This is a genomic window from Streptomyces sp. NPDC016677, from assembly GCF_055562815.1.
In genome coordinates this window covers 116,230-139,867 of the sequence record NZ_JBVHEO010000006.1, presented here as the reverse complement: position 1 = coordinate 139,867, position 23,638 = coordinate 116,230, and the positions used below count along the sequence as shown (strand labels likewise).

The following is a 23,638-nucleotide window of genomic DNA, read 5'->3' as shown; positions in this document are numbered from 1 at the left end:
TCACTCTCCGGCGCCCGGCTCCCGGGACGCCTCCTCGGCCGCCCGCGCCGCCGCACTCCCCGGCCGCTTACGAGCCACCCAACCCTCGATATTCCGCTGCTGGCCCCGGGCCACGGCCAGCGAACCGGGCGGCACATCCTTGGTGATCACGGACCCGGCGGCGGTGTAGGCACCGTCCCCGACCGTGACAGGAGCCACAAACATGTTGTCCGACCCCGTACGGCAGTGAGAGCCCACCGTGGTGTGGTGTTTGTCCTGTCCGTCATAGTTCACGAACACACTCGCCGCACCGATGTTCGTGTACTCACCGATCGTCGCGTCCCCGACATACGACAGGTGCGGCACCTTCGTACCCTCACCGATCGACGCGTTCTTCGTCTCGACGTACGTACCGATCTTGCCCTTCACTCCCAGCCGCGTCCCCGGACGCAGATACGCGAACGGCCCGACCGTCGCCTGAGCGCCCACCTCCGCGCCCTGCGCCACCGTGTTGTCCACCCGCGCACCGGCCCCCACCCGGGTGTCCGTCAGCCGCGAGTTCGGCCCGACCTCGGCGCCCTCGCCGAGATGCGTGGCGCCGTGCAGCTGCGTGTTCGGATGCACGGTCGCGTCCCGCTCGAAGGTCACGGTCACGTCCAGCCACGTCGACGCGGGGTCCACGACCGTCACCCCGGCCAGCATCGCCGCCGTCAGCAGCCGGTCGTTCAGGATCCGCCGCGCCTCCGCCAGCTGCACCCGGTTGTTGATCCCGGCGATCTCCCGGTGATCGGCCGCGACACACGCCCCGACCCGGTGACCGGCCTGCCGCAGGATTCCCAGCACGTCCGTCAGGTACTCCTCACCCTGACTGTTGTCCGTCCGCACCTTGCCGAGCGCGTCCGTGAGCAACTGCCCGTCGAACGCGAACACCCCCGAGTTGATCTCCCGGATCGCCCGCTGCGCGTCGTCGGCGTCCTTGTGCTCCACGATCGCGGTGACGGCCCCGGTGCTCTCGTCCCGCACGATCCGCCCGTACCCCGTCGCGTCCGGCACCTCGGCCGTCAGCACGGTCACGGCGTTGCCGTCGGCGGTGTGGGTGGCGGCGAGCGAGGCGAGCGTGCCGGCGGTGAGCAGCGGGGTGTCCCCGCACACGACCACGACCGTCCCCTCCACGGTGCCGCCCAGCTCCTCCAGCCCCATCCGCACGGCGTGCCCGGTGCCGTTCTGCTGCTCCTGGACGGCGGTACGGACGGCGGGGGCGACCTCGGTGAGGTGCGCGGTGACCTGTTCGCGGGCGTGCCCGACGACGACGACCAGGTTCTCGGGGTCCAGTTCGCCGGCGGCGGCGAGCACGTGGCCCACGAGGGAGCGGCCGCAGATGTCGTGCAGGACCTTCGGGGTGGCCGACTTCATACGGGTGCCCTCACCCGCTGCGAGAACGACGACGGCTGCCGGGCGGTTGGCGCTCACGGGATGCCCTTCGGCTGTGGGTGGGGGTGGACATCCGCAGGATACCGGGGGGATTTGTGGGGGACATGGGTGCGGGCCCTGACGGGGTTGTCACCGGTCAGGACCCGAACTGAGTATGTGCTCCCGGGGGAGGACTCGAACCCCCATGATCAGAACCAAAATCTGACGTCTTGCCCTTAGACGACCCGGGATTACCGCTATGTCCGATTCTCTTGATCGGCGTTGCGTGCAGACAACACTATGCCGCACCACCAGCCCTCGATGCGACGGTACAACTCGGCTCCGTCCCTCACGTCGACTCGAAGACATCCGTAGTAGCCGGCGCCCGTGTTCCTCCGGTTGGTGCGGGGGTTGTGCTTCTTCGTGGTCGTCTTCAGGAGCTGGCTCGGCTGGACGCCGACATGGTCCGCCCAGAACTGCTCGGCGGCGGACGCGTCCGCCGTCTCGTGAATGTGCACCGCGAAGCGGAGGCGTTCGGGTGGGACGTCCAGCAGTCTCAGCCAGGCCAGGAACACGGTGATCATGTCGGGGTCGCTGTTGACGAACGTGATGCGCTCGCGTCGACTCCAGGGCTTGCTCTTGGACCCCTCGGCCCAATAGAGCCCGACGCCCACCGTGAACAGCTCACGGTCGGTCAGGTCGCCGACCTCGGCCGCGGCCGACTGTCGTGTCCGTCGACGCTCCTCCTCGCGCAACTGCAGCTTGGCCTCCCACCCGCGCTTGGCGATCGCCGACGCCTCTTCACTCGATCGCCGTCGCCGCGCGGGCCTCGGCAGATCTCGTACCCACAGCGAGATCGAACTCTTGCTGCACCCCAGCTCCACCTGGATCTGGTCGTACGTCCAGCCCTGGAGCCGGAGTTCGCGGGCGCGGTCGCGAAGGTCGTCCTTCGCGTTGGGGCGCTTCGTCCACTCCGGAGGAGGCTCGCCCTCCAGGAGGCGGTTGAGGATGTCGTTGTTGTCGACGTGGAGCCGGTCGCGGATCTGGCGGCGGCTGAGGCCCGCGCGGCGCAGTGCCAGTGCCTGTTCGCGGAGGCCCTCGAAGTCGGCGTACTTGTTCGGTGAACGGGTCATGGGGACACCGTCCGGGCGGAATGGGAGGCTCCGGGGGTGAACGGTGATCGGTTCATACGTTCGAGGGATATCGCGTCGTATCGCTACCGTACTGTCACCCTCCGTGGTGTATCCCAATCCATCGAAACTCCCCGGAAATGCGCTGCCGCGCGCCCGTAGGCTGGAGGCATGACCACGACGGGGGACATGCAGGTGACGGCCCGCGGTGGGCCTTGGTGGTGGGAGCGGCGGCGCGGCGCGGTGCTCGATGTGGGCCTCGCGGTGGTGTCGGCTCTGGAGTGCGCGGCGGAGGGGGTTCCGTTCGCGTGGGACGCGGGGATCCCGGTCGCGGCGGGGGTGCTGTTCGGTCTGCTGGCCGGCTCGGTGCTGCTGGTGCGGCGCAAGTGGCCGATCGCGGTGGTGCTGGTGGCGATCGCCGTCACGCCGGCGCAGATGGGCTTTCTGATGGGGATCGTCGGTCTGTACACGCTGGCGGCGTGTGAGCTGCCGCGCCGGATCATCGGGTCGCTGGCGGGGATGTCGCTGCTGGGGACGTTGATCGTGACGTTCGTGCGGGTGCGGCAGGACATGGCGCGGGGGGATCTGGGGATCGGCGACTGGTTCGTGCCGTTCGCCGCCGTCACGACGTCGCTCGGGCTGACGGCGCCTCCGGTGCTGCTGGGGCTGTACGCGGGGGCGCGGCGGCGGCTGATGGAGAGCTTGCGGGAGCGGGCGGACGATCTGGAGCGGGAGCTCCAGTTGCTCGCGGAGCGGGCGGAGGAGCGGGCCGAGTGGGCGCGGGGCGAGGAGCGGACGCGGATCGCGCGGGAGATGCATGACGTGGTCGCGCACCGGGTGAGTCTGATGGTGGTGCACGCCGCCGCGCTGCAGGCGGTGGCGCGGAAGGATCCGGAGAAGGCGGTGAAGAACGCCGCGCTGGTGGGGGACATGGGGCGGCAGGCGCTGACCGAGTTGCGGGAGATGCTCGGGGTGCTGCGCAGTGGGGGTCAGGCGCCGCGGGAGCGGGCGTCGGTGCCGTTGGCGGCGGTGGGGGCGGCGGCCGCGGCGGCGGCTTCGCGGGCGGCCGAGGCGGAGGGGGAGGGGCCGTCGTTGGCGGAGCTGGACGAGTTGGTGGGGCAGTCGGCGGCGGCCGGGATGGTGGTGGACCTGTCGGTGCAGGGGGAGGTGCGGTCGTACGCGCCGGTGGTGGAGCAGACGGCGTTCCGGGTGGTGCAGGAGGCGTTGACGAACGTGCACAAGCACGCGTCGGGTGCGAAGACGTACGTGCGCCTGGCGCATCGGGCGTCGGAGATCGCGATGCAGGTGGAGAACGATCCGCCGCCGGAGCCGGCGTCGGCGTCTTCGGCGGGGCTGCCGTCGGGGGGCAATGGTCTGGTGGGGATGAAGGAGCGGGTCGCGGCGCTGGGCGGGGTGTTCGTGTCGGGGCCGACGGATGCGGGGGGTTTCCGGGTGTCGGCGGTGATTCCCGCGGTGGTTTCCGCGTAGCGGGTGATTCCTGCTGTGGTTTCCGCGCAGCGGTGGTGTTTCGCGTGGTGGTTTCCGCGGAGCGGCGGGTCAGACGGTGCTGAGGCGGGCTGGTTCGGTGCCGGTGACGAGGGCGCCGAGGGCGTGGTCGATGTCGGGGCCGAGGTACCAGTCGCCGGTGTGGTCGAGGGCGTAGACGCGGCCGTGGGTGTCGATGGCGAGGAGGGCCCGGGTGTCGGTCTCGGTGCCGAGGGGGCAGACCTCGGTGTCGAGGGCGCGGCCGAGGTCGCCGAGGGTGCGGGCGAGGTGGAGGCCGTGCAGGGGGTCGAGGTGGAGGGTGGCGGGGGCGATCTGCCGGCCGGGTCCGGTGGGGGTGAGGGTGAGGCCGCCGAATTCGGCCCAGGCTTCGACGGCGGCGGGGAAGACGGTGTGGCGGTGGCCGGCGGGTGAGGTGTGGCCGCGGAGGGTGTCGGCCCAGTATTCGGCTTGTTTGATGTCCCAGCGTCCGGGTTGCCAGCCGGCGTCGCGCAGGGCGGCGTCGACGGGGACGGGGAATCGGGTGGTGCCGGTCTTGGTGCGGTCGGGGTGCATCGGCCTTCGTTCGTCGTCCGTACGGGGGTTGCGGGTGGTCGCGGGTGGGGTCAGCCGGTGGCCGGCGTGGGATCGACGACGCGGACGCCGAAGTGGGCGCTGAGGGCGGTGCAGGTGCGGCAGGGCGGGGCGAAGGTGCCGTGCAGGGGGTCGCCGTCCTCGCGGATGTGGCGGGTGGTGAGTTTGGCGTGTTTGAGGGCCTTGCGGGCTTCGCCGTTGGTCATGGGTCTGCGGGCGGCGCGTTTGCTGCGGGCGGCGTCGGCGGTGGTGAGGTGCCGGGAGATGAGGATGGTCTCGGCGCAGCGGCCGGTGAAGCGGTCGCGTTGTGAGCTGGTGAGGGTGTCGAGGAAGTCCTGTACGAGGGGGTGCAGGGCGGGGGGTGTGTCGCCGCGGGCGGCGGTGCCGGTGAGGGTGGTGCCGCGGACGGAGAGGGCGGCGGCGACGGTGGGGAGGATGCCGTCGCGGCGGTGGCGCAGGGTGGGTGCGTGGGGGGTTTCGGCGCTGCTCCAGCCGATGCGGGGGTCGCCGGTGCGGGGGTCGTCGGACCTGCCGGTCCGGTGTCCCGTCTGTGTCGCGCTCATGAACGTCATCCCCTCCTGAACCTCCCCCGGAGGTCACAGACTGCCAAATGGCGTGGCTGGTGGGGAAGCTGGGGCGCGGCGACACGCCCGGTTATGGGCGGTCTGTTACCGGTACGTGACGGATGGTCACGGAAGCGGAGGGGTGGGTCGCCGGTACCGGTGACTGGTGCCGGTGACCGGTGTCGTTGTACCGCATAGGCTGTCGTCACCGCGTGTGGTGCGGTGATCCTGGCAGTTCCGGACGTGCTTTCGGGCCGGCTGCGTGCGACTCCGTACAACTCCATACAACTTCATACGACTTCATACAACCTCATACGACTTCACGCAGTGCCATACAGCTCCACACAGTTTCAAGTCAGCTCCAGACAGTCAGACACAGCGTCCGTACGGACGGCTGACGGACATACGCCGCAGGGGGCAACCGCCATGACGACAGGTCGGCTCGGGCTGGGGGTTCCTCCCGGCCGCCAGGTTGAGGGACGGGCCGTGCCGCCGAACGCGGCCTACGCCGGGCAGGTCGTGCATTTCCCTGATCCGGTGCGGGCGGCGCGTCACCCGAGAGGGGTACGGGTGGACGGGAGCGGTTACCCGGATTTCTCGCCGTACGCGCGGGCGGCGGCGGAGGTCGCGGAGCCGCCGGGCGGTTTCGGTGTCGACGAGTTGCGGCTGACGGACTACGTGTCGGCGAACGCGGCGTTGTCCGCGTCCGGGCACGAACTGTGGGACACGGTGCCGGCGGTGGCGACGCCGCACGGCTGGACGTGGCACCACGTGGTGGGGTCGCGGCGGCTGGAGCTGGTGCCGGTCGAGGTGAAGGCGTTGCTGCGGCATCACGGCGGGATCGCGACGGCGGCGGTGGACCAGGGCAAGCGGGGGACACGGCCGTTGGAGGAGACGCGTCCGGCGCACTTCGGTCTGCCGAAGTCGGGGGTGGCGGTGTCGGAGCAGCAGGTGCTGGCGGTGGAGGAGGACCTCGGGTACCGGTTGCCGGGCGCGTACCGGTCGTTCCTGAAGGCGGCGGGGGGCTGCGCGCCGGTGGGGACGGCGCTGGACGCGGAGTTGGGACTGCTGGTGGACCAGCCGTTCTTCACGGTGCGTGAGGAGGCGGCGGTCAATGACCTGGTCTATGTCAACAAGTGTCTGCGGGACCACCTGACCAAGGACTACCTGGGCGTCGCGTTCGTGCAGGGCGGGTTGCTGGCGGTGAAGGTGAAGGGCGAGCGGACCGGTTCGGTGTGGTTCTGCGCGTACGACGACGCGCGGGACGTCGATCCGGGGTGGTCGCCGGCCGAGCGGGCGGAGCGGTTGCTGTTGCCGTGCGGTGAGGACTTCGACGCGTTTCTGTCGCGGCTGGCGGGGTCGCCGCCGGAGTTGGAGACGGTGGCGGATCTGATGGTGGACGGCGGGTTCGCGCGGGCGGTGCCGGTGTCGTCCGCGGCGGCTGCGGGAGAGTGAGCTGGCGATGGTGACGTTCGCGCAGGCGCAGGAGCGCGCCGAGGAATGGATCAACGGGGACGTTCCGGCGTACCAGCACCGTGAGGTGCGGGTGCGGGAGTTCGGGCTCGGGTTCGTGGTGTGGGGCGAGGACCGGGAGGGCGGGCCGCGTTCGGACGGTGGCGCGCAGCGGTTGGTGATCGCCCGGGACAGCGGGGACGCGACGCTGTGGCCGGGGCTGCCGGTGGGTGAGGTGATCCGCCGGTACGAGGAGGAGTACGGCCGCTCGGAGGTGGTCGCGGGGCCGGTGCCGGCGGCGCGGGCGGATCTGAACCAGACGTCGTTCCTGCTGAGTCCGCCGGAGTGGTTGCAGGAGGCGGCGGACAAGCTGGGGATTCCGGACCGGCGGCGTGGGGGCGGGGCGGAGGCGGGTGCGGCGGGTCCGCCTGGCTCCTCTGTTGCTTCGGAGTCGGGAGGTTCGGGGGGTTCGGCTGTTCCTGGGGCTTCTGGGGCTTCCGCAGCTCCTGCGGCACCTGGGGCTCCGGGGGTCTCGCCCGCGAGTGGGGCGGCGTGGCCGGTCGCGGGTGGGGGTGCGGACGGGGCCGACGGTGCCGACCTGACCGACGGGAGTCTGGGTGGCGAGGTGGCCGGAGGGCCGGCCGTGCCGCCCGGGGCCACGCCGTGGGCCGGGACCGACACCAACGGGGACGGGGGCGAGGACCGTTCCGTTCCGCTGCCCGAGACCGTGTTCGCCCCGCAGTTGAGCGACGACGACACCGCCGCCGACGCCGTCGACACCGACGGTGCCGAGCCGGCCGGGGCGATCGTGGACGCCGGCACGGCGCGGCTGACGCGGGGCGGCGGGCTGCCACGGACGAAGGAGACGGGTACGGGGGCAGGTACGGCTACGGATACGGATACGGCTACGGCTACGGGGGAGGTGGCCGGGCCGGGTAATACGCCGTCACCTTCTTCGGTGCCGGGGGCGCCGGCCCAGTCCTCCGGTGTGCCGCAGCCGCCCGCCGCGCCGCCGGTGCCGGGCGCTCCGCCCCAGTCCACCGGCGTGCCGCAGGCTCCCGGCACGCCTGGCGTCACGCAGCCTCCTCCTTCCGTGCCGTCCGGCGTTCCGGGAGCCCCCGCGGCACCGGGCGTACCGCCCGCTTCCGCCGTCCCTGCCCCGCCCGCCGCCCCCGGCGTACCCGGTCCCGCAGGGGCGCAGGCCGGTGTTCACCACGCCCCCACCGTGCTGGCCACGCCCCCTTACGGCCCCGGCGTACCCGCGCCGCCGCCCGTCCCCGGCATGCCGCCGGGCGCGCCGCCGGTGATGCCGCAGGGCGCCGTACCGCCCCCTGCTCCACCGCAGCCGCAGGCGCACCCCCAGCCGCACCCGCAGGGAGCCGTCCCCCCGCCCGGGCAGCCCCAGCCGCAGACCCAGGCCCCGCCGGTGCCCCAGGCCCCCGTGCCGCCGCCGGCGTACGGGTATCCGCCGCGGCCCGCCGGGCAGCCGACCGTCGGTCCCGGTTACCAGGCGGTGCTGCGCTACCGGGCGCAGGACGGTTCCGAGCAGCAGCTGATCCGGCGGTCCGCGCCGGGCACCCCGCACCCGGAGTGGCAGATCTACCACGAGCTGCGGGCCATGAACGTGCCGCCGGACCAGGTGCTGGAGCTGCACACGGAGCTGGAGTCCTGTGAGCTGCCGGGCGCTTACTGCGCGCGGATGATCCGGGAGCAGTGGCCGCAGGCGCGGATCACGTCGATCGCGCCGTACGGCACGGATCACGCGAGCCGGCAGCAGGGCATGGCCCAATTGCTGAGTCACCAGGGCGAGTTGCATCAGGTCGCGGACGGTCCGGCGCGTCCGGCGCCGGTGCGCGCGCCGTTGCCGGCGGTGCCGCCGGCCCCGCCGTTGCCGCCGGAGGGCATCGGGCAGGAGATGGCGGCGGCGTTCGGGCCGGGGGTGTTCCGGTTCGAGCAGGCGGCGGTGGACCGGCAGGGGGTGCCGCCGGTGGTGGCGCACACGCTGGTGGTGGCCGGGCTGCCGGTGGACATGGGGCCGTTCTTCTGGGCGCAGGCGCAGCCGGGCCGTCCGGTGCCGACGCTGGCGGAGCTGGCGGTGGAGCGGGGGGTGCAGCCGGCTTCGGACGCCGGGTCGTACCTGGTCGTGGGCAGTGACTTCGGCAAGGCGATCTGTGTGCAGTACGGGACGGCGAACATTGTGGCGGTGCCGGTGGAGGCCGGGCCGGGCGGTGCGCCGGTGCCGCCGCAGTTCGTGAACACGGGGCTGCCGGAGTTCGCGCGCTGCTTGGCGCTGCTGGGGCGGATGTGGCGGCTGAGGTACGGGTTGAACCAGGAGCAGGCGGGCCGCTGGACCGTCGATTTCCAGGCGCAGTTGGCCGCGTTGGACGCGGTGGCGCTCGGTTCGCCGGAGAGCTGGTGGTCGGTGCTGCTGGAGGAGATGTGGGACGGGTTGCTGTGATTGCCCCTCATTGCTCGCCATCACTCCCCAGCGCTCCTCATCGCTCCTCATGGCTCTTGATGCTCTTGCTTGCTCCACGGAGTGTCACATTATGAATACTTACGTCTAATCCCTAAAGTCCCTTTCGTCCGTTTGGTAAGTGTTGTCGGGCGAACAGGGGTCCCCGCATGAGCAGCGCGAGCGCATCGGTGCCGGCTCACGGTTTCGTGACCGTACGAGGACGCGGCTACCGGCCCGAGCAGGTCGACGCGTGTGCCGCGGCCCTCTCCCAGGAGCGTGACGCCGCCTGGGAGCGGGCCGCCCGGCTCACCGTGCTGGCCCGGAAGATGGAGGAGGAGCTGTCCGGGCTGCGCGCGACGGTGGCCGGGCTGGCTCCGCAGACCTACGAGGCGCTCGGCGAGAGCGCCCACGCCTTGTTCCGGCGCGCGCGGGAGGAGGCGGACGCCCTGCGCGAGCGGGCGCGGGCGGACGGCGAACGCCTGGTGGAGGAGGCGCGGGCGTACGCGGCGGGCGTGGCGGAGTCCGTGCGGGCGCACGCCGACGCCGTACGCGCCGAGGCCGACGCATGGGCCGGGCAGCGGCTGCTCGCGGCGCGGGCCGAGGCCGACGAGGCGCGGATCGGCGCCCGGCGCGAGGTGAAGGCGGGGCGCGGCGAGGCACTGGGCGTACTGCGCGAGGCGCGGCGGCGCTGCGCCGGGGTCCTCGCCGAGCAGGCCGGGGAGCACGAGGCGCGGTGGGCGGCGGCCGAGCGGGAGGACGCCGGGCGCGCCGCAGCGGTGGACGCGCACCACGCGGAGTTGCTGGCGCGCGCCGAACGGCTGCTGGCCGACGCCGGACGGGACCTGGCCGACGCCGAGGAGACGGCGCGGCGGCTGCCGGAGGAGGCACGGGCCCGGGCGGCCGAGGTGCTGGCCGGGGCCCGGGCGTACGAGGCCCGGGTCGCCCGGGAGACCGAGCGGGTGCTGCGCGAGCACGGGGAGCGGTGGGACGACGTCCAGGCGCAGACGGACCGGGTCCGCAACCGCCTGAGCGCGCTGACCGCGCGGGCCACGCGCTGACCGGCGCGGAGTGTCTCGGGAACCGCCGCGCGCCGTGCCCCCCCCCGAACTGAGCGGTCGGTATGTGGAAAACCTCGGGGGGCGTCTCCGTACCGCTCTCGACTTCACCGAGACGGGCCGGCCAGTCCGGTCGGTCCCGCCAGAACGGTCGGTCCGGTCGGTTCCGTCAGTCCTTCAGGACCGGGAACTTCCGTGGAGCCAGCGTCAGCAGTATCAGGAACGCCAGGGCCGCCGCCCCGGCCGCGCCGAGGTAGACGGCGTGCACGGCGTCGGCGATGGCGTGCCGTACGGCCTCGTCCGCCACGCCCGCGCCCGCGCCCGTACCGGCGTCCGTACCCGTACCCGTACCGGTTTCCGCTCCCGCTCCTGCCCCCGTGCCTCCGTCCAGCGCCCGCGTGACCGAGTCGAGGTCGCTCGCGCCGCCGAGCCGCGCGGCCAGCACCCCGTTGGCGATCGCGCCGAAGACGGCCGCGCCGACGGTCTGCCCGGTCTGGCGGCAGAACAAGATGGACGCGGTCGCGGTGCCCCGCTCCGACCAGCCCACCGTCGACTGCACGCCCACGATCAGCGGCAGCTGGAACAGGCCGAGCGCGGCGCCGAGCAGCAGCATCAGCAGCGTCGGCTGCCAGGCCGCGCCGGGATACGGCAGGAACGGGAACGCGAACAGGATGAGCGAGGCGGTTCCGATGCCGAGCAGGGCGGTGTCGCGGAAGCCGATCCTGCGGTACACGTGCTGGCTGAGCGCCGCCGACACCGGCCAGCTCAGCGTCCACACCGACAGCACGAACCCGGCGGCCACCGGTGCCAGTCCCAGCACCGACTGCGCGTACGTCGGCAGGAACACCGTGGGCGCCACCATCAGCAGGCCGAGCGCGCCGAGCGCCAGGTTGACGGCGGCGATCGTACGGCGCCGCCACACCCAGCCGGGCATGATCGGGTCGGCCGCCCGGCGCTCGATCACGACGACGGCCGCCAGCAGGACCAGTCCCGTCCCGAACAGGGCGAGCGACGGCGCGGACAGCCACGGCCAGGCCACCCCGCCCTGCACCAGCGCGGTGAGCAGGACGCCGCCGCACGCGAACACCGTGAGCGCTCCCGCCCAGTCGACACGCGCGCGCGTGCCGCCGTTCTTCCGCTCGGGCTCGTGCAGGTGGCGGACGATGAGCCACAGGGCGACCGCGCCGACCGGCAGGTTGACGAGGAAGATCCACCGCCAGTCGGCGTACGCGGCGAGGACCCCGCCCAGGCCGGGCCCGGCGACCGCGGAGACCGCCCACACCGTGGAGAGGCGCGCTTGTATCTTCGGGCGGTCCTTGAGCGGGTACAGGTCGGCGGCGAGGGTCTGCACGGTGCCCTGGAGCGCGCCGCCGCCCAGGCCCTGTACGACGCGGAAGGCGATCAGGGCGGCCATGTTCCAGGCGAGCGCGCACAGCAGCGAGCCCAGCAGGAACAGGGCGGCGCCCGCGACCAGGACGGGTTTGCGGCCGAAGGTGTCGGAGAGCTTGCCGTACACGGGGAGGGTGACGGTGACGGCCAGCAGGTAGCCGGAGAAGAGCCAGGAGAAGACGGAGAAGCCGCCGAGGTCGCCGACGATCTGCGGGACGGCGGTGGAGACGATCGTGGCGTCCAGGGCCGCCAGCGCCATCGCCAGCATGAGCGCGGCGACGACCGCGCCCCGCCGTCCGCCGCCGCCGGCCCGAGCGGTGTCCCGTACCGCGTCCTTGGTGCCGTCCGCCGTGCCGTCCGCCGTGCCGTCCACTGTGCAGCCCTCCTCAACTGGGGATATCAGCTTCGCACTTGAGGTGGACGCGACGGGAGGGCGCGGGCCGGGAGGCCGGGAGCGTGAGGCCGGGTGCGGGTCGGGCGCAGGCCGGGTGCGGGTCGGGTGCAGGTCGGGTGGTCCCGAGGGTGGAGACCGACCCTGAGACGTTCTCCACCGGACGGTGGACTGCCCCTAGGGGTACCTCCGTACTACGGCTCGGGGAGGGTTCGTACCGACGGAGGACGAGAGGGGCCCGGCTCCGTCCTTAACCTTGCTTTACGCCGCTGGGGGGCGGTGAACCGGACCTGCGGGGGTGGGGTTTTCCTCAGGAGAAGACTGCGCTGAACACCATCGCGGGCGGGTGCCGCGGGCGGCGAGACTTCTTCGCGGGGCGGGCACGTCGGCCGCCCGGCCTTCACACACGTTGCGTACGCCGGGGTACCGGCGGCTCATTTGATGACCGACATAGGAGACTTGCCATGACATCGGCCGTGACCATTCCCAGGCACGGGAGTACTGGAGGACGTACGGCCGTCGCCGCGCGGGCGCGGCAGGTCGTGAAGGCGTACGGGTCGGGGGAGACCCGCGTCGTCGCCCTGGACCAGGTCGACGTGGACATCGCGCGGGGGGAGTTCACCGCGATCATGGGGCCCTCGGGCTCCGGAAAGTCGACGCTGATGCACTGCCTCGCCGGGCTCGACACGGTGACGTCCGGGCAGATCCACCTGGACGAGACCGAGATCACCGGGCTGAAGGACAAGAAGCTCACGCAGCTGCGCCGGGACCGGATCGGTTTCATCTTCCAGGCGTTCAACCTGCTGCCGACGCTGAACGCGCTGGAGAACATCACGCTGCCGATGGACATAGCCGGCCGCAAGCCCGACAAGGCGTGGCTGGGCCAGGTCGTGGACACCGTGGGGCTGGCCGGGCGGCTCAAGCACCGGCCGACCCAGCTCTCCGGCGGCCAGCAGCAGCGGGTGGCGGTGGCGCGGGCGCTCGCCGCCCGGCCGGAGATCATCTTCGGTGACGAGCCGACCGGCAACCTGGACTCCCGCGCGGGCGCGGAGGTACTGGGCTTCCTGCGCAAGTCGGTGGACGAGCTGGGCCAGACCATCGTGATGGTCACCCACGACCCGGTGGCCGCGAGCTACGCGGACCGGGTGCTGTACCTGGCGGACGGCCGCATCGTCGACGAGATGCGCGCCCCCACGGCAGAAGCCGTCCTGGACCGTATGAAGGACTTCGACGCCCGGGGGCGTACCTCATGACCGTCCTGAAGACCTCGATGCGCAACTTCTTCGCGCACAAGGGCCGGATGGCGCTGTCGGCGGTGGCGGTGCTGCTGTCGGTGGCCTTCGTCTGCGGCACGCTGGTGTTCACCGACACGATGAACACGACGTTCGACAAGCTCTTCGCGGTCACCTCCTCGGACGTGACGGTCGCCCCGAAGGACGCCGAGGCCGAGGACACGCCGCAGAGCGGGGTGCCGGTCTCGCTGCCGGCGTCCGAGCTGGAGAAGGTCCGCTCGGTGGAGGGTGTGAAGGCGGTCGAGGGCGCGGTCGCCTCGATGAACGTGACGGTCGTCGACGACGCCGACGACAACGTGGGAGCCACCAGCGGCGCCCCGACCATCGCCGGCAACTGGACCAGGAACGACCTGCGGTCGATGGAGATCACCGAGGGGCACGCGCCGCGCGGCCCCACCGAGACGATGGTCGACTCCGACACCGCCGACAAGCACGGCCTGAAGATCGGTGACGAGCTGCGCACCATCGCGCAGACCGGTGACTTCACGGCGCGGATCGTCGGTATCGCCTCCTTCACCGTCACCAACCCCGGCGCCGCGGTCATCTACTTCGACACCGCCACCGCCCAGCGTCAACTGCTCGGCGGCGCGGACCGGTTCAGCCAGCTCAACGTGACGGCGGCGGCCGGTGTCTCCGACGAGACCCTCAAGCGGGACGTCTCCCGGGCCCTGGACGGCGGCGGCAGCTACAAGATCCAGACGGCGAAGGAAGCGTCCGACGAAGCCCGCTCGGACGTCGGCGAGTTCATGGACGTCATCAAGTACGCCATGCTCGGCTTCGCCGGGATCGCGTTCCTGGTCGGCATCTTCCTGATCATCAACACCTTCTCGATGCTGGTCGCCCAGCGCACCCGCGAGATCGGCCTGCTGCGGGCCATCGGCTCCTCCCGCCGCCAGGTCAACCGTTCGGTGCTGATCGAGGCGCTGTTCCTCGGTGTCGTCGGGTCGGTCCTCGGTGTCGCGGCGGGGGTCGGCATCGCGGTCGGCCTGATGCAGCTGATGTCGGCGGCGGGCATGAACCTGTCCACGGACGACCTGACCGTGAAGGCGGCCACCCCGGTCGTCGGCCTGGTCCTCGGTGTCGTGGTCACCGTCCTCGCCGCCTATCTGCCGGCCCGCCGCGCCGGCAAGGTCTCCCCGATGGCCGCGCTGCGCGACGCCGGAACTCCGGCCGACGGCAGGGCGGGCGTGCTGCGCGCCGTGATCGGCCTCGTCCTCACGGGCGCGGGCGGTGCGGCCCTGTACCTGGCCGGTACGGCGGACAAGGCGAGCGACGGCGCGCTGATGCTCGGCGCGGGCGTGGTCCTGTCGCTGATCGGCTTCGTCGTCATCGGCCCACTGCTGGCCGGTGTGGTCGTCCGTGTGATCAGCGCGGTGCTGCTGCGGGCCTTCGGACCGGTGGGCCGCATGGCCGAGCGCAACGCCCTGCGCAACCCGCGCCGCACCGGCGCGACCGGCGCGGCCCTGATGATCGGCCTGGCCCTGGTGGCCTGTCTGTCGGTGGTCGGCTCCTCGATGGTCGCCTCGGCCACCAGCGAGCTGGACAAGTCGGTCGGCGCGGACTTCATCGTCCAGGGCAATCAGCGGATCGTCCCGCAGGCCGAGCGGGCGATGCTGGACACGCCGGGCCTGGACCACGTCACCCGCTACAAGATGCTCGACGCCACGCTGACCTCGCCCGACGGCAAGAAGGACGACAGCGGCGTCACGGCCGCCGACGCCACCTACGCCGAGGACCTGCGCCGCCCGACCACGGCCGGCGACCTGTCGGACGCGTACGGCGCGGACGCGATGTCGGTCGGCTCGGACTACGCGAAGAAGCACGGCGTCGGCATCGGCGACACGATCTCCGTCGCCTTCGAGGGCGGCAGGACCGCGAAGCTGAAGGTCGCCGCCATCACCGACGACGACACGTCGATCGACCAGGGCGCCCGGTACCTCAGCATCGACACGATGCGGAAGTACCTCCCGGCCTCCGCGATCCCCCCGAACACGATCATGTTCGCCAAGGCGGCTGACGGCCGGACGGACGAGGCGTACGCGGCGCTGAAGAAGTCCCTCGACCCCTACCCGCAGTACCAGGTCCGCGACCAGACCGACTACAAGCAGGAACTGAAGGACCAGATAGGCCAGTTGCTGAACATGGTCTACGGCCTCCTCGCCCTGGCGATCATCGTTGCGGTCCTCGGCGTGGTGAACACGCTGGCCCTCTCGGTCGTCGAACGCACCCGTGAGATAGGCCTGCTGCGCGCCATCGGCCTCTCCCGCCGCCAGCTGCGCCGCATGATCCGCCTGGAGTCCGTGGTCATCGCCCTCTTCGGCGCCCTGCTCGGCCTCGGCCTGGGCATGGGCTGGGGCACCACCGCCCAGCAACTCCTCGCCCTGGAGGGCCTGAACGTCCTGGACATCCCCTGGCCGACCATCACCGGCGTCTTCGTCGCCTCCGCCTTCGTGGGCCTGTTCGCCGCCCTGATCCCGGCGTTCCGCGCGGGCCGCATGAACGTCCTGAACGCGATCGCGACGGAGTAGCCACCGGGCAACCACCGAAGAACCACCGAAGAACCACCGTGCACGGGGGACACGGGGGACGGCGCCGGGGAGCCACGGGGGACTCCCCGGCGCCGTACGCGTCAGCGACAGCGCGGACAGGCACAGGGCGGAAACCGGCCGAAGAGTTCCGGCAGTGAGTCCGGGGTGACGGTCCGCTTCTCCCGCACCTGGGTCCGCGCGCCGGTCCGCGGGTCGATCCGGTAGACCTCGATGGTCATGACCACTTGGCGCCTCCGCCGACCCGGGCGAGCCGGTACGCGCCCCACAGCTCCCGCCCCGTGTCACACCCCTCGGCAACGGTGGCGACCCGCCCGCACACCTCACACCCACGGGCGTGCTCGAACCATTGGCGGTAGGCGCGCTGCCAGTCGGTTTCGGGGGCGTTCACCGGCCGATTCCCGCGGCGTACAGCGATGACCGGTCGGCGGGCGGCAGGACCCAAGCCGGGCCGTAGGGCACCGGCATCGGCACCTCCCCGACCGGGGCGTCAGCCACACTCACCGGCCCGTCCTGGGCGGACGGCTGGTGCAGGGCGCTCCTCAGCCACCGCCGAGCCGCGTGGATAAGGTCTGTCATGTCGTCGCTCCTTCGAAGCGTCGGCCACGCCCCCGGGCCGTTCGCGCGGTCGCGGGGTTCTTGTGACGGGACGTGTTCGGCCGGCGGACCTGGCCTCAGGGCCGGGGCGTCGGCGTTCGCACACACGGTTTCAAACGCCCGTCTCCTGGTGGGATATGACAACCTGTGACATGGAGTCGATCTTGACTGAGCGTTCGGTGACTATCACCGGCACCCGCAGCACGGGGCATCGTGGTCCCACTGAGTACGCCGCTCTGTTCGGTGAGTACCTCAAGCCCTTCGCGGACGGCGCCCACTTCCACGTCGGTGGTGCGAAGGGCATCGACTCCCTTGCCCTACTCTGGCTCGCCAGCAACACCACGGCAGGTCTGACCGTGGTCGTCCCCGGCACGGTGGAGCAGCAGCCGGAGGGGGCACGGCAGGCCATCGTCCGGGTGCGTGACCGCCTCACAGACATCGTTCAGCTCCGAGCCCCGGAGCTGAACACGGCCGCGTACCACGCGCGCAACCGGTGGATGGTCGACCACAGCACGATGACGATCGGATTCCCCGGGGCCGGGCAGGCGCAGTCGGGGACATGGCAGACGTTGACGTATACACGCGATATGGGGAAACCCCATCTGATCGTGCCCGTGTAGGCAGCCGTTTGCTGCACGATGAGGACATGACGGACAAGGCTGCGGGGGCAGCCGCACTGAAAGCACTGCGCAAGCGGCGCGGTCTGTCCTTGGCCGGCCTCGCCCGTGCGCTGATCTCGGGCGCGGCTGAACTCGGTCAGCCTTCGCTGCCGGGCGTCGCCGCTGTCCAGCGCTCGGTCGCCCGCTGGGAGTCAGCGAAACCAAGTCTTCCGGACGAGCGGTACCAACTACTCCTCGCGCACGTCTACGCCCGTTCCCCTGCCGGTGAGACCGCACTCGGCACCGGCTCCGACTTCGCCTACTACCTGGACGCCCTCGGCCTGCTGGGGGAGAGCGAGGGGCGCGTCTCAGAACTGCGCACCACCATGCTTCGCGCGGCCACCGACGGTGGCGGGATGTTCGCACTCCTCGCCCCCGGTGTTCACACCGGTCTCGCCGCTGCCCTGGCCGACCCGGCGCGGACCGACGAGGACACTCTGATGGGACTCGCCTCGATCATCGAGGACGTCAACGCGGAGGTCGGCTCGCTCCCGATGGTCCGCCTCCAACTGCTCCTCGCCCCCGCTGTCGAAGCCACCCGGCGCCTTCTTGCCGGCCCGGTCCCGGAGCCGCTCGTCGCACGACTGCGGGTGATCGCGGTCGCGGGGGCGATGCTGGCCGGCAGATTGGCTTTCGAGACCAGGGACGACTCCGCGGCGCGTGCACTGTATACCGAGGGCACTCGGCAGGCCGGTCTGCTGGAGCAACCGTGGACGCAAGCCGGGGTCCACATGAGTCACGCGCTCGTTGCCCTGTACTCGGCCCCGGGGCTCGACAGCGCCACGCGCCTGGCGGACCGAGCGGTACGGTCGGCGCGCACCGGGGAGAGCACGCTGATCCGGTCTCGCGCACACGCGTTGCAGGCCGAACTCGCCGCCCGGGCCGGACACGACCGGCAGACAGCCGCCGCCTTGGAGCTCGCCTGGTACGACATGGACGCCGATCACGCCGGAGATCCGGCGCCCACGGCATTCTCGGCAGCGCATCTGCGCGGCTTCGAGGGGGTCTGCGACCTGTATGTCGGCGACCCGGCGGCGGCGCACGACCGGTTCGCCCGGGCGGCCGGTGCGCTGGCTACTCCCCGGGAGCGGGTACAACGCGCGATCATCACCGCCGACCAGGCGCTGGCCCGGGTCCGGCTCGGCGAACCGCGGGCGGCGGCCGAACTCCTCCACGACTGCGTGGCCGCGGCCGCCGGCACCGGCGGGCGGGTACCGGCACTGCGGTTGCGGCAGGTACGGCAGGAGCTCAGGCCCTGGCGGCGTGAGCACTGGGCCGCCGACCTGGACGATCACCTGCTGGACATGCTCGGGCCGTAGCGGAGACAGCATTGCGGCTGGTCGCTGTGCTGAAGTGCCGGCGGCAGGCCCTCACCGGTGATCCCCCGCCGTCATCGCCTGTCGTGGTACCTGTCCCCCAAGGGCAGCGTGTCGTGCTGGGAGATCGCGTCGTAGGAGCGCCGGGCCCGGTCGGCCGCTCGGCGGTGTGCCTGTTCGATGCGCAGCCCCTCGGCGTTCCGCGTCGGCCCGCTCCCGCGCCGGGAGATCTTCCAGACCAGCCCCGCCACCACGACCATGAGGAGCCCGAAGAACACTCCCAGCGTCACCATCACACACCCCCGTCGCCCCGAGCGGGCCGGGCGGGCCGGTGCCCGCGCCGTGCCGCCGACGGTAGCCGTTGTGTGATCGGCAGGGAAGAAGACATCGTCCGGGGACCGCACCGGCGCTGTCCACAGGCTCCGGCGTCCACCGCCGCGGCGACGTACGCTGGACACCCCCGGCCCGCACCGCGTGTCGGGCCCGTCGTGTTGCACACCCGGGACATCCCACGTACTCCCACGGACGGAAAGCGCCCCTCCATGAGCCTGCACGGTCTGCTCGACGCCCTCGTCAAGGACACCGCCCTCGCGGAAGCGATCGCGGCGGCCGGCGACGGCAACCGCATGCATGTCGACCTGGTCGGCCCGCCCGCCGCCCGGCCCTTCTCGGTGGCCGCGCTGGCCCGTGAGACGGGCAGACCGGTGCTCGCCGTCACGGCGACCGGGCGGGAGGCGGAGGACCTGGTCGCGGCCCTGCGCTCGCTGCTGCCGCCCGAGGGCGTGGTCGAGTACCCGTCCTGGGAGACGCTGCCGCACGAGCGGCTCAGCCCGCGCAGCGACACCGTGGGGCGGCGGCTGGCGGTGCTGCGGCGGCTGGTCCACCCCCGGGCCGACGACCCCGAGACGGGGCCCGTCTCGGTCGTCGTCGCGCCCGTGCGGTCTGTGCTTCAGCCGCAGGTCAAGGGACTGGGGGACCTGGAGCCGGTGGCGCTGAGGAGCGGGCAGAGCGCTGACCTCGAAGAGGTCGTGCAGGCCCTCGCGGCCGCCGCGTACGCCCGGGTGGAGCTGGTGGAGAAGCGGGGCGAGTTCGCCGTGCGCGGCGGCATCCTCGACGTGTTCCCGCCGACCGAGGAACACCCCCTGCGGATCGAGTTCTGGGGCGACGACGTCGAGGAGATCCGCTACTTCAAGGTCGCCGACCAGCGCTCCCTGGAGGTGGCCGAACACGGACTGTGGGCCCCGCCCTGCCGGGAACTGCTGCTGACGGACGAGGTGCGGGAGCGGGCCGCCGCCCTCGCCGAGGACCACCCCGAGCTGGGGGAGCTGCTCGGCAAGATCGCCGAGGGGATCGCGGTGGAGGGCATGGAGTCCCTCGCGCCGGTCCTCGTGGACGACATGGAGCTGCTGCTCGACGTACTGCCGCAGGGGCCCGGCGGCGCCATGACCGTCGTGTGCGACCCCGAGCGGGTGCGGACGCGGGCCGCCGACCTGGTGGCGACCAGCCAGGAGTTCCTCCAGGCGTCCTGGGCGGCGACCGCCGGCGGCGGTGAGGCGCCGATCGACGTCGGCGCCGCCTCCCTGTGGTCCCTCGCGGACGTCCGGGAGCGGGCCCGTGAGCTGGGGATGATGTGGTGGTCGGTGTCGCCGTTCGCCGCCGACGAGGAACTGGACGCCGGCACCCTCAAGCTCGGCATGCACGCCCCCGAGACCTACCGCGGCGACACCGCCAGGGCGCTGGCCGACACCAAGGGCTGGCTCGCCGACGGCTGGCGGGTGGCGTACGTGACCGAGGGGCACGGCACCGCCGCCCGCACGGTGGAGGTGCTGGGCGGCGAGGGGATCGCGGCCCGCCTCGACGTACCCGGTGCCAAGTCGGCCGGGCTCGGTGAGCTGAGTCCGTCCGTCGTGCACGTGGCCTGCGGGTCGATCGACCACGGGTTCGTGGAACCGGGGCTCAAGCTCGCCGTGCTCACCGAGACCGACCTCTCCGGGCAGAAGGCCGCCGGGCGCGAGGGCGCGCGGATGCCGGCCCGGCGCCGCAAGACCATCGACCCGCTCACCCTGGAGGCGGGCGACTACATCGTCCACGAGCAGCACGGCGTGGGCCGGTACATCGAGATGGTGCAGCGCACCGTGCAGGGGGCGACCAGGGAGTACCTGGTGGTGGAGTACGCGCCCGCCAAGCGCGGCCAGCCCGGCGACCGCCTCTACATCCCCACCGACCAGCTGGAGCAGATCACCAAGTACGTCGGCGGCGAGGCGCCCACCCTGCACCGGCTCGGCGGCGCCGACTGGACCAAGACCAAGGCGCGGGCGAAGAAGGCGGTCAAGGAGATCGCCGCCGACCTCATCAAGCTGTACAGCGCCCGGATGGCGGCCCCCGGGCACGCCTTCGGGGCCGACACGCCGTGGCAGCGGGAGCTGGAGGACGCCTTCCCCTACGCGGAGACCCCCGACCAGCTCACCACCATCGCCGAGGTCAAGGAGGACATGGAGAAGACGGTCCCGATGGACCGCCTGATCTGCGGTGACGTGGGGTACGGCAAGACGGAGATCGCGGTCCGCGCCGCCTTCAAGGCCGTCCAGGACGGCAAGCAGGTCGCCGTGCTCGTCCCCACCACCCTGCTGGTGCAGCAGCACTTCGGGACGTTCAGCGAGCGGTACGCGCAGTTCCCGGTGAAGGTGCGGGCGCTGTCGCGGTTCCAGACCGACACCGAGGCGAAGGCGACCCTGGAGGGGCTGCGGGACGGCTCGGTCGACGTCGTCATCGGCACCCACCGGCTGTTCTCCTCCGAGACCAAGTTCAAGGACCTCGGGCTGGTCATCGTCGACGAGGAGCAGCGCTTCGGCGTCGAGCACAAGGAGCAGCTGAAGAAGCTCCGGGCCAACGTGGACGTGCTGACGATGTCCGCCACGCCCATCCCCCGCACCCTGGAGATGGCGGTCACCGGCATCCGCGAGATGTCGACGATCACCACCCCGCCGGAGGAACGGCACCCGGTGCTGACCTTCGTCGGCCCCTACGAGCAGAAACAGATCGGCGCCGCCATCCGCCGCGAGCTGCTGCGCGAGGGCCAGGTCTTCTACATCCACAACCGCGTCGAGTCCATCGACCGGGCGGCGGCGCGGCTGCGCGAGATCGTGCCCGAGGCGCGGATCGCCACCGCCCACGGCCAGATGTCCGAGCAGGCCCTGGAACAGGTCGTGGTCGACTTCTGGGAGAAGCGGTTCGACGTGCTCGTGTCGACCACGATCGTCGAGTCCGGCATCGACATCTCCAACGCCAACACGCTCATCGTCGAGCGCGGCGACAACTTCGGGCTCAGCCAGCTCCACCAGCTGCGCGGCCGGGTGGGCCGGGGCCGGGAGCGCGGATACGCGTACTTCCTCTACCCGCCGGAGAAGCCCCTGACCGAGACGGCCCACGAGCGGCTCGCCACCATCGCCCAGCACACCGAGATGGGCGCGGGCATGTACGTGGCGATGAAGGACCTGGAGATCCGCGGCGCGGGCAACCTGCTCGGCGGCGAGCAGTCCGGGCACATCGCGGGCGTCGGCTTCGACCTGTACGTGCGGATGGTCGGCGAGGCGGTGGCCGACTACCGGGCCGCCCTGGAGGGCGGGGCGGAGGAGGAGCCGCCGCTGGAGGTCAAGATCGAGCTGCCGGTCGACGCGCACGTCCCGCACGACTACGCCCCCGGCGAGCGGCTGCGCCTCCAGGCGTACCGCTCCATCGCCTCCGCCAACAGCGAGGAGGACATCAAGGCCGTACGGGAGGAACTGGTCGACCGGTACGGCAAACTCCCCGAGCCCGTGGAGAACCTGCTGCTGGTGGCGGGGCTGCGGATGCTCGCGCGGGCGTGCGCCGTCGGCGAGATCGTGCTCCAGGGCAACAACATCCGGTTCGCGCCGGTCGAGCTGCGGGAGTCGCAGGAGCTGCGGCTCAAGCGCCTGTACCCGGGAACGGTCATCAAGGCGACCGCCCACCAGGTGCTCGTACCGCGTCCGAAGACCGCCAAGGTCGGCGGGAAACCGCTGGTCGGGCGGGAGCTGCTGGGCTGGGTCGGGGAGTTCCTGACGTCCGTGCTGGGGTCGTAGCACCCCGGATGCGCGGCCCGTGCGAAGGCCGTCCGCGGTGCCCGGTGTGGCACCGCGGACGGCCTCCCACCCCTCAGGGCGTCAGTGCTGGTCCGGTCGGTCGCCGCCCCGCCTGCCCATGCCGAGCCGGCCCTCGGCCTGCCGCTGAGCGGCGTCGACCTGCTTCTCGTACTTGCCGCCGGTCCGTTTGTTGACCTGCTTCTCGGCGGCGTCGGACATCTTCCGTGACCTGTCCTTGTCCTTGCCGGCCATGCTCTTGACCTTGTCGAGGAAGCCCATGCAGGAACTCCTTCCGAGACGAGACTCTTTTCCGACCGTACGCCCCATATGACGCGTACGCCCATTAAGGCCCTATATGGTCTGGACCTCTCGATCGCTACGGTGGTACGGCGAGGAACAGCAAGGGGAGGCGCGTGTGACGCGGCACAGCAGGATGCGAAACGGATGGGCCGCGTGCGCGGCACTGACTCTGGCCCTGGTCACCGGGTGCGACAGTCTGGAGGACGGCGGGAGCGCGTCGTCGGGGAGCGGCGGGAGCGGCGCGGAAGCGGAACCCGCCGCCGGGCACGCCGTGAGCCCGCTGAGCAACCCGGACGGGACCAAGCCCGGCCTCGCCGTGGTCACCGGCGACGCCGACCGGACCTCCGCCCGGGAACTCATCGAGCGACTGGACACCAAGGGCCGCGGCCCGAAGACCGGCTACGACCGGGACGAGTTCGGCTACGCCTGGATGGACACCGCCGACGGGGTCCCGCTGGCCCGCAACGGCTGCGACACCCGCAACGACATTCTCCAGCGCGACGGCCAGGAGCTGGAGTTCAAGTCCGGCTCCGACTGCGTGGTCGTCTCCATGACGCTGGACGACCCGTACACCGCCAAGACCATCGAGTGGCGCAAGCAGGACGCCGCCGAGGTGCAGATCGACCACGTCGTCCCGCTCTCCTACAGCTGGCAGATGGGCTCCTCGCGCTGGGAGGAGAAGAAGCGGCGGCAACTGGCCAACGACCCCCTCAATCTCATGCCGGTCGACGGCCCCGCCAACTCGGCCAAGGGGGACTCCGGGCCGGCGTCCTGGCTGCCGCCGAACAAGAAGGTCCGGTGCGCGTACGCCGTCCGGTTCGCCCAGGTCGCCGTCAAGTACGAGCTGGCGGTGACCACGCCGGACCGGGACGCGCTGCTCAGGCAGTGCGGGGCCTGACCCCGCGCGGCGTCCCGCGGACGCCGG

Annotated in this window: 20 protein-coding genes and 1 tRNA gene; 10 read left to right on the top strand and 11 right to left on the bottom strand. The window is 71.9% G+C overall.

Features of this window, described 5'->3' with window-relative positions:
* The 3 genes from glmU to ACZ3IG_RS18945 all read right to left on the bottom strand — a co-directional run bounded on the left by glmU (position 1) and on the right by ACZ3IG_RS18945 (position 2,522).
* Positions 1–1,449, bottom strand: coding sequence for a bifunctional UDP-N-acetylglucosamine diphosphorylase/glucosamine-1-phosphate N-acetyltransferase GlmU (gene glmU, locus ACZ3IG_RS18955; protein ID WP_467433336.1), 1,449 nt, complete (start codon positions 1,447–1,449; stop codon positions 1–3).
* 120 nt (positions 1,450–1,569) lie between these two features.
* Positions 1,570–1,640 (bottom strand) — tRNA-Gln (locus ACZ3IG_RS18950).
* Between the two features lie 6 nt (positions 1,641–1,646).
* A complete protein-coding gene (locus ACZ3IG_RS18945; protein WP_467433335.1) occupies positions 1,647–2,522 on the bottom strand; it encodes a hypothetical protein in 876 nt (291 codons plus the stop codon).
* 168 nt (positions 2,523–2,690) lie between these two features.
* Here ACZ3IG_RS18945 and ACZ3IG_RS18940 point away from each other — a divergent pair, with 168 nt between their 5' ends.
* Positions 2,691–4,007: a sensor histidine kinase gene (locus ACZ3IG_RS18940; protein WP_467433333.1), complete on the top strand. Its 1,317-nt coding sequence runs from the start codon at positions 2,691–2,693 to the stop codon at positions 4,005–4,007.
* A gap of 69 nt (positions 4,008–4,076) precedes the next feature.
* Here the strand turns inward: ACZ3IG_RS18940 and ACZ3IG_RS18935 are convergent, their stop codons facing one another.
* Positions 4,077–4,577 (bottom strand): SUKH-3 domain-containing protein, encoded by a 501-nt coding sequence (locus tag ACZ3IG_RS18935; RefSeq protein ID WP_467433331.1) that lies wholly within the window; start codon positions 4,575–4,577, stop codon positions 4,077–4,079.
* A gap of 50 nt (positions 4,578–4,627) precedes the next feature.
* Entirely contained in the window at positions 4,628–5,158 is a 531-nt protein-coding gene (locus tag ACZ3IG_RS18930) for a YwqJ-related putative deaminase (protein WP_467433329.1), read from the bottom strand.
* A gap of 426 nt (positions 5,159–5,584) precedes the next feature.
* Here ACZ3IG_RS18930 and ACZ3IG_RS18925 point away from each other — a divergent pair, with 426 nt between their 5' ends.
* The 3 genes from ACZ3IG_RS18925 (at position 5,585) to ACZ3IG_RS18915 (ending at position 10,126) form a co-directional block, all read left to right on the top strand.
* Complete coding sequence (locus ACZ3IG_RS18925) at positions 5,585–6,613, top strand: SMI1/KNR4 family protein (protein WP_467433327.1); 1,029 nt, start codon at positions 5,585–5,587, stop codon at positions 6,611–6,613.
* A 7-nt stretch (positions 6,614–6,620) separates the two neighbouring features.
* On the top strand, positions 6,621–9,068 hold the full coding sequence (locus ACZ3IG_RS18920) for an SUKH-4 family immunity protein (protein ID WP_467433326.1): 2,448 nt from the start codon (positions 6,621–6,623) through the stop codon (positions 9,066–9,068).
* A gap of 167 nt (positions 9,069–9,235) precedes the next feature.
* Positions 9,236–10,126: a cellulose-binding protein gene (locus ACZ3IG_RS18915; RefSeq protein ID WP_467433324.1), complete on the top strand. Its 891-nt coding sequence runs from the start codon at positions 9,236–9,238 to the stop codon at positions 10,124–10,126.
* Positions 10,127–10,292: 166 nt separating this feature from the next.
* Here ACZ3IG_RS18915 and ACZ3IG_RS18910 read toward each other — a convergent pair whose 3' ends face one another.
* Entirely contained in the window at positions 10,293–11,885 is a 1,593-nt protein-coding gene (locus ACZ3IG_RS18910; RefSeq protein WP_467433322.1) for an MFS transporter, read from the bottom strand.
* A gap of 482 nt (positions 11,886–12,367) precedes the next feature.
* Here ACZ3IG_RS18910 and ACZ3IG_RS18905 point away from each other — a divergent pair, with 482 nt between their 5' ends.
* Both ACZ3IG_RS18905 and ACZ3IG_RS18900 read left to right on the top strand, forming a co-directional pair.
* On the top strand, positions 12,368–13,156 hold the full coding sequence (locus ACZ3IG_RS18905) for an ABC transporter ATP-binding protein (protein WP_467433321.1): 789 nt from the start codon (positions 12,368–12,370) through the stop codon (positions 13,154–13,156).
* Entirely contained in the window at positions 13,153–15,723 is a 2,571-nt protein-coding gene (locus ACZ3IG_RS18900; protein ID WP_467433319.1) for an ABC transporter permease, read from the top strand. Before ACZ3IG_RS18905 ends, ACZ3IG_RS18900 begins: the two co-directional genes overlap by 4 nt.
* A 101-nt stretch (positions 15,724–15,824) precedes the next feature.
* On the opposite strand, the gene ACZ3IG_RS18895 is transcribed toward ACZ3IG_RS18900, so the two are convergent.
* From ACZ3IG_RS18895 to ACZ3IG_RS18885, 3 genes are read right to left on the bottom strand one after another with little or no spacing between them, the layout of a single operon-like run.
* A complete protein-coding gene (locus ACZ3IG_RS18895; RefSeq protein WP_467433316.1) occupies positions 15,825–15,962 on the bottom strand; it encodes a hypothetical protein in 138 nt (45 codons plus the stop codon).
* A complete protein-coding gene (locus tag ACZ3IG_RS18890) occupies positions 15,959–16,132 on the bottom strand; it encodes a hypothetical protein (RefSeq protein ID WP_467433314.1) in 174 nt (57 codons plus the stop codon). Before ACZ3IG_RS18890 ends, ACZ3IG_RS18895 begins: the two co-directional genes overlap by 4 nt.
* Positions 16,129–16,320: a hypothetical protein gene (locus ACZ3IG_RS18885; protein ID WP_467433312.1), complete on the bottom strand. Its 192-nt coding sequence runs from the start codon at positions 16,318–16,320 to the stop codon at positions 16,129–16,131. Before ACZ3IG_RS18885 ends, ACZ3IG_RS18890 begins: the two co-directional genes overlap by 4 nt.
* A 170-nt stretch (positions 16,321–16,490) precedes the next feature.
* Here ACZ3IG_RS18885 and ACZ3IG_RS18880 point away from each other — a divergent pair, with 170 nt between their 5' ends.
* Both ACZ3IG_RS18880 and ACZ3IG_RS18875 read left to right on the top strand, forming a co-directional pair.
* Positions 16,491–16,958, top strand: coding sequence for a hypothetical protein (locus ACZ3IG_RS18880; RefSeq protein ID WP_467433310.1), 468 nt, complete (start codon positions 16,491–16,493; stop codon positions 16,956–16,958).
* A gap of 26 nt (positions 16,959–16,984) precedes the next feature.
* Positions 16,985–18,316 carry a hypothetical protein gene (locus ACZ3IG_RS18875; RefSeq protein WP_467433309.1) on the top strand — a complete coding sequence of 444 codons (1,332 nt, stop codon included), beginning with the start codon at positions 16,985–16,987 and terminating at the stop codon, positions 18,314–18,316.
* Between the two features lie 71 nt (positions 18,317–18,387).
* Here ACZ3IG_RS18875 and ACZ3IG_RS18870 read toward each other — a convergent pair whose 3' ends face one another.
* Positions 18,388–18,606, bottom strand: coding sequence for a hypothetical protein (locus ACZ3IG_RS18870; RefSeq protein ID WP_467433306.1), 219 nt, complete (start codon positions 18,604–18,606; stop codon positions 18,388–18,390).
* Positions 18,607–18,855: 249 nt separating this feature from the next.
* On the opposite strand from ACZ3IG_RS18870, the gene mfd reads away from it, so the two are divergent.
* Complete coding sequence (mfd, locus tag ACZ3IG_RS18865) at positions 18,856–22,413, top strand: transcription-repair coupling factor (RefSeq protein ID WP_467433305.1); 3,558 nt, start codon at positions 18,856–18,858, stop codon at positions 22,411–22,413.
* 81 nt (positions 22,414–22,494) lie between these two features.
* Here the strand turns inward: mfd and ACZ3IG_RS18860 are convergent, their stop codons facing one another.
* Positions 22,495–22,692: an antitoxin gene (locus ACZ3IG_RS18860; RefSeq protein WP_467433304.1), complete on the bottom strand. Its 198-nt coding sequence runs from the start codon at positions 22,690–22,692 to the stop codon at positions 22,495–22,497.
* Positions 22,693–22,846: 154 nt separating this feature from the next.
* Between ACZ3IG_RS18860 and ACZ3IG_RS18855 the strand changes: the two genes are divergently transcribed.
* Positions 22,847–23,611, top strand: coding sequence for an HNH endonuclease family protein (locus tag ACZ3IG_RS18855; RefSeq protein WP_467433302.1), 765 nt, complete (start codon positions 22,847–22,849; stop codon positions 23,609–23,611).
* Positions 23,612–23,638: the final 27 nt, after the last annotated feature.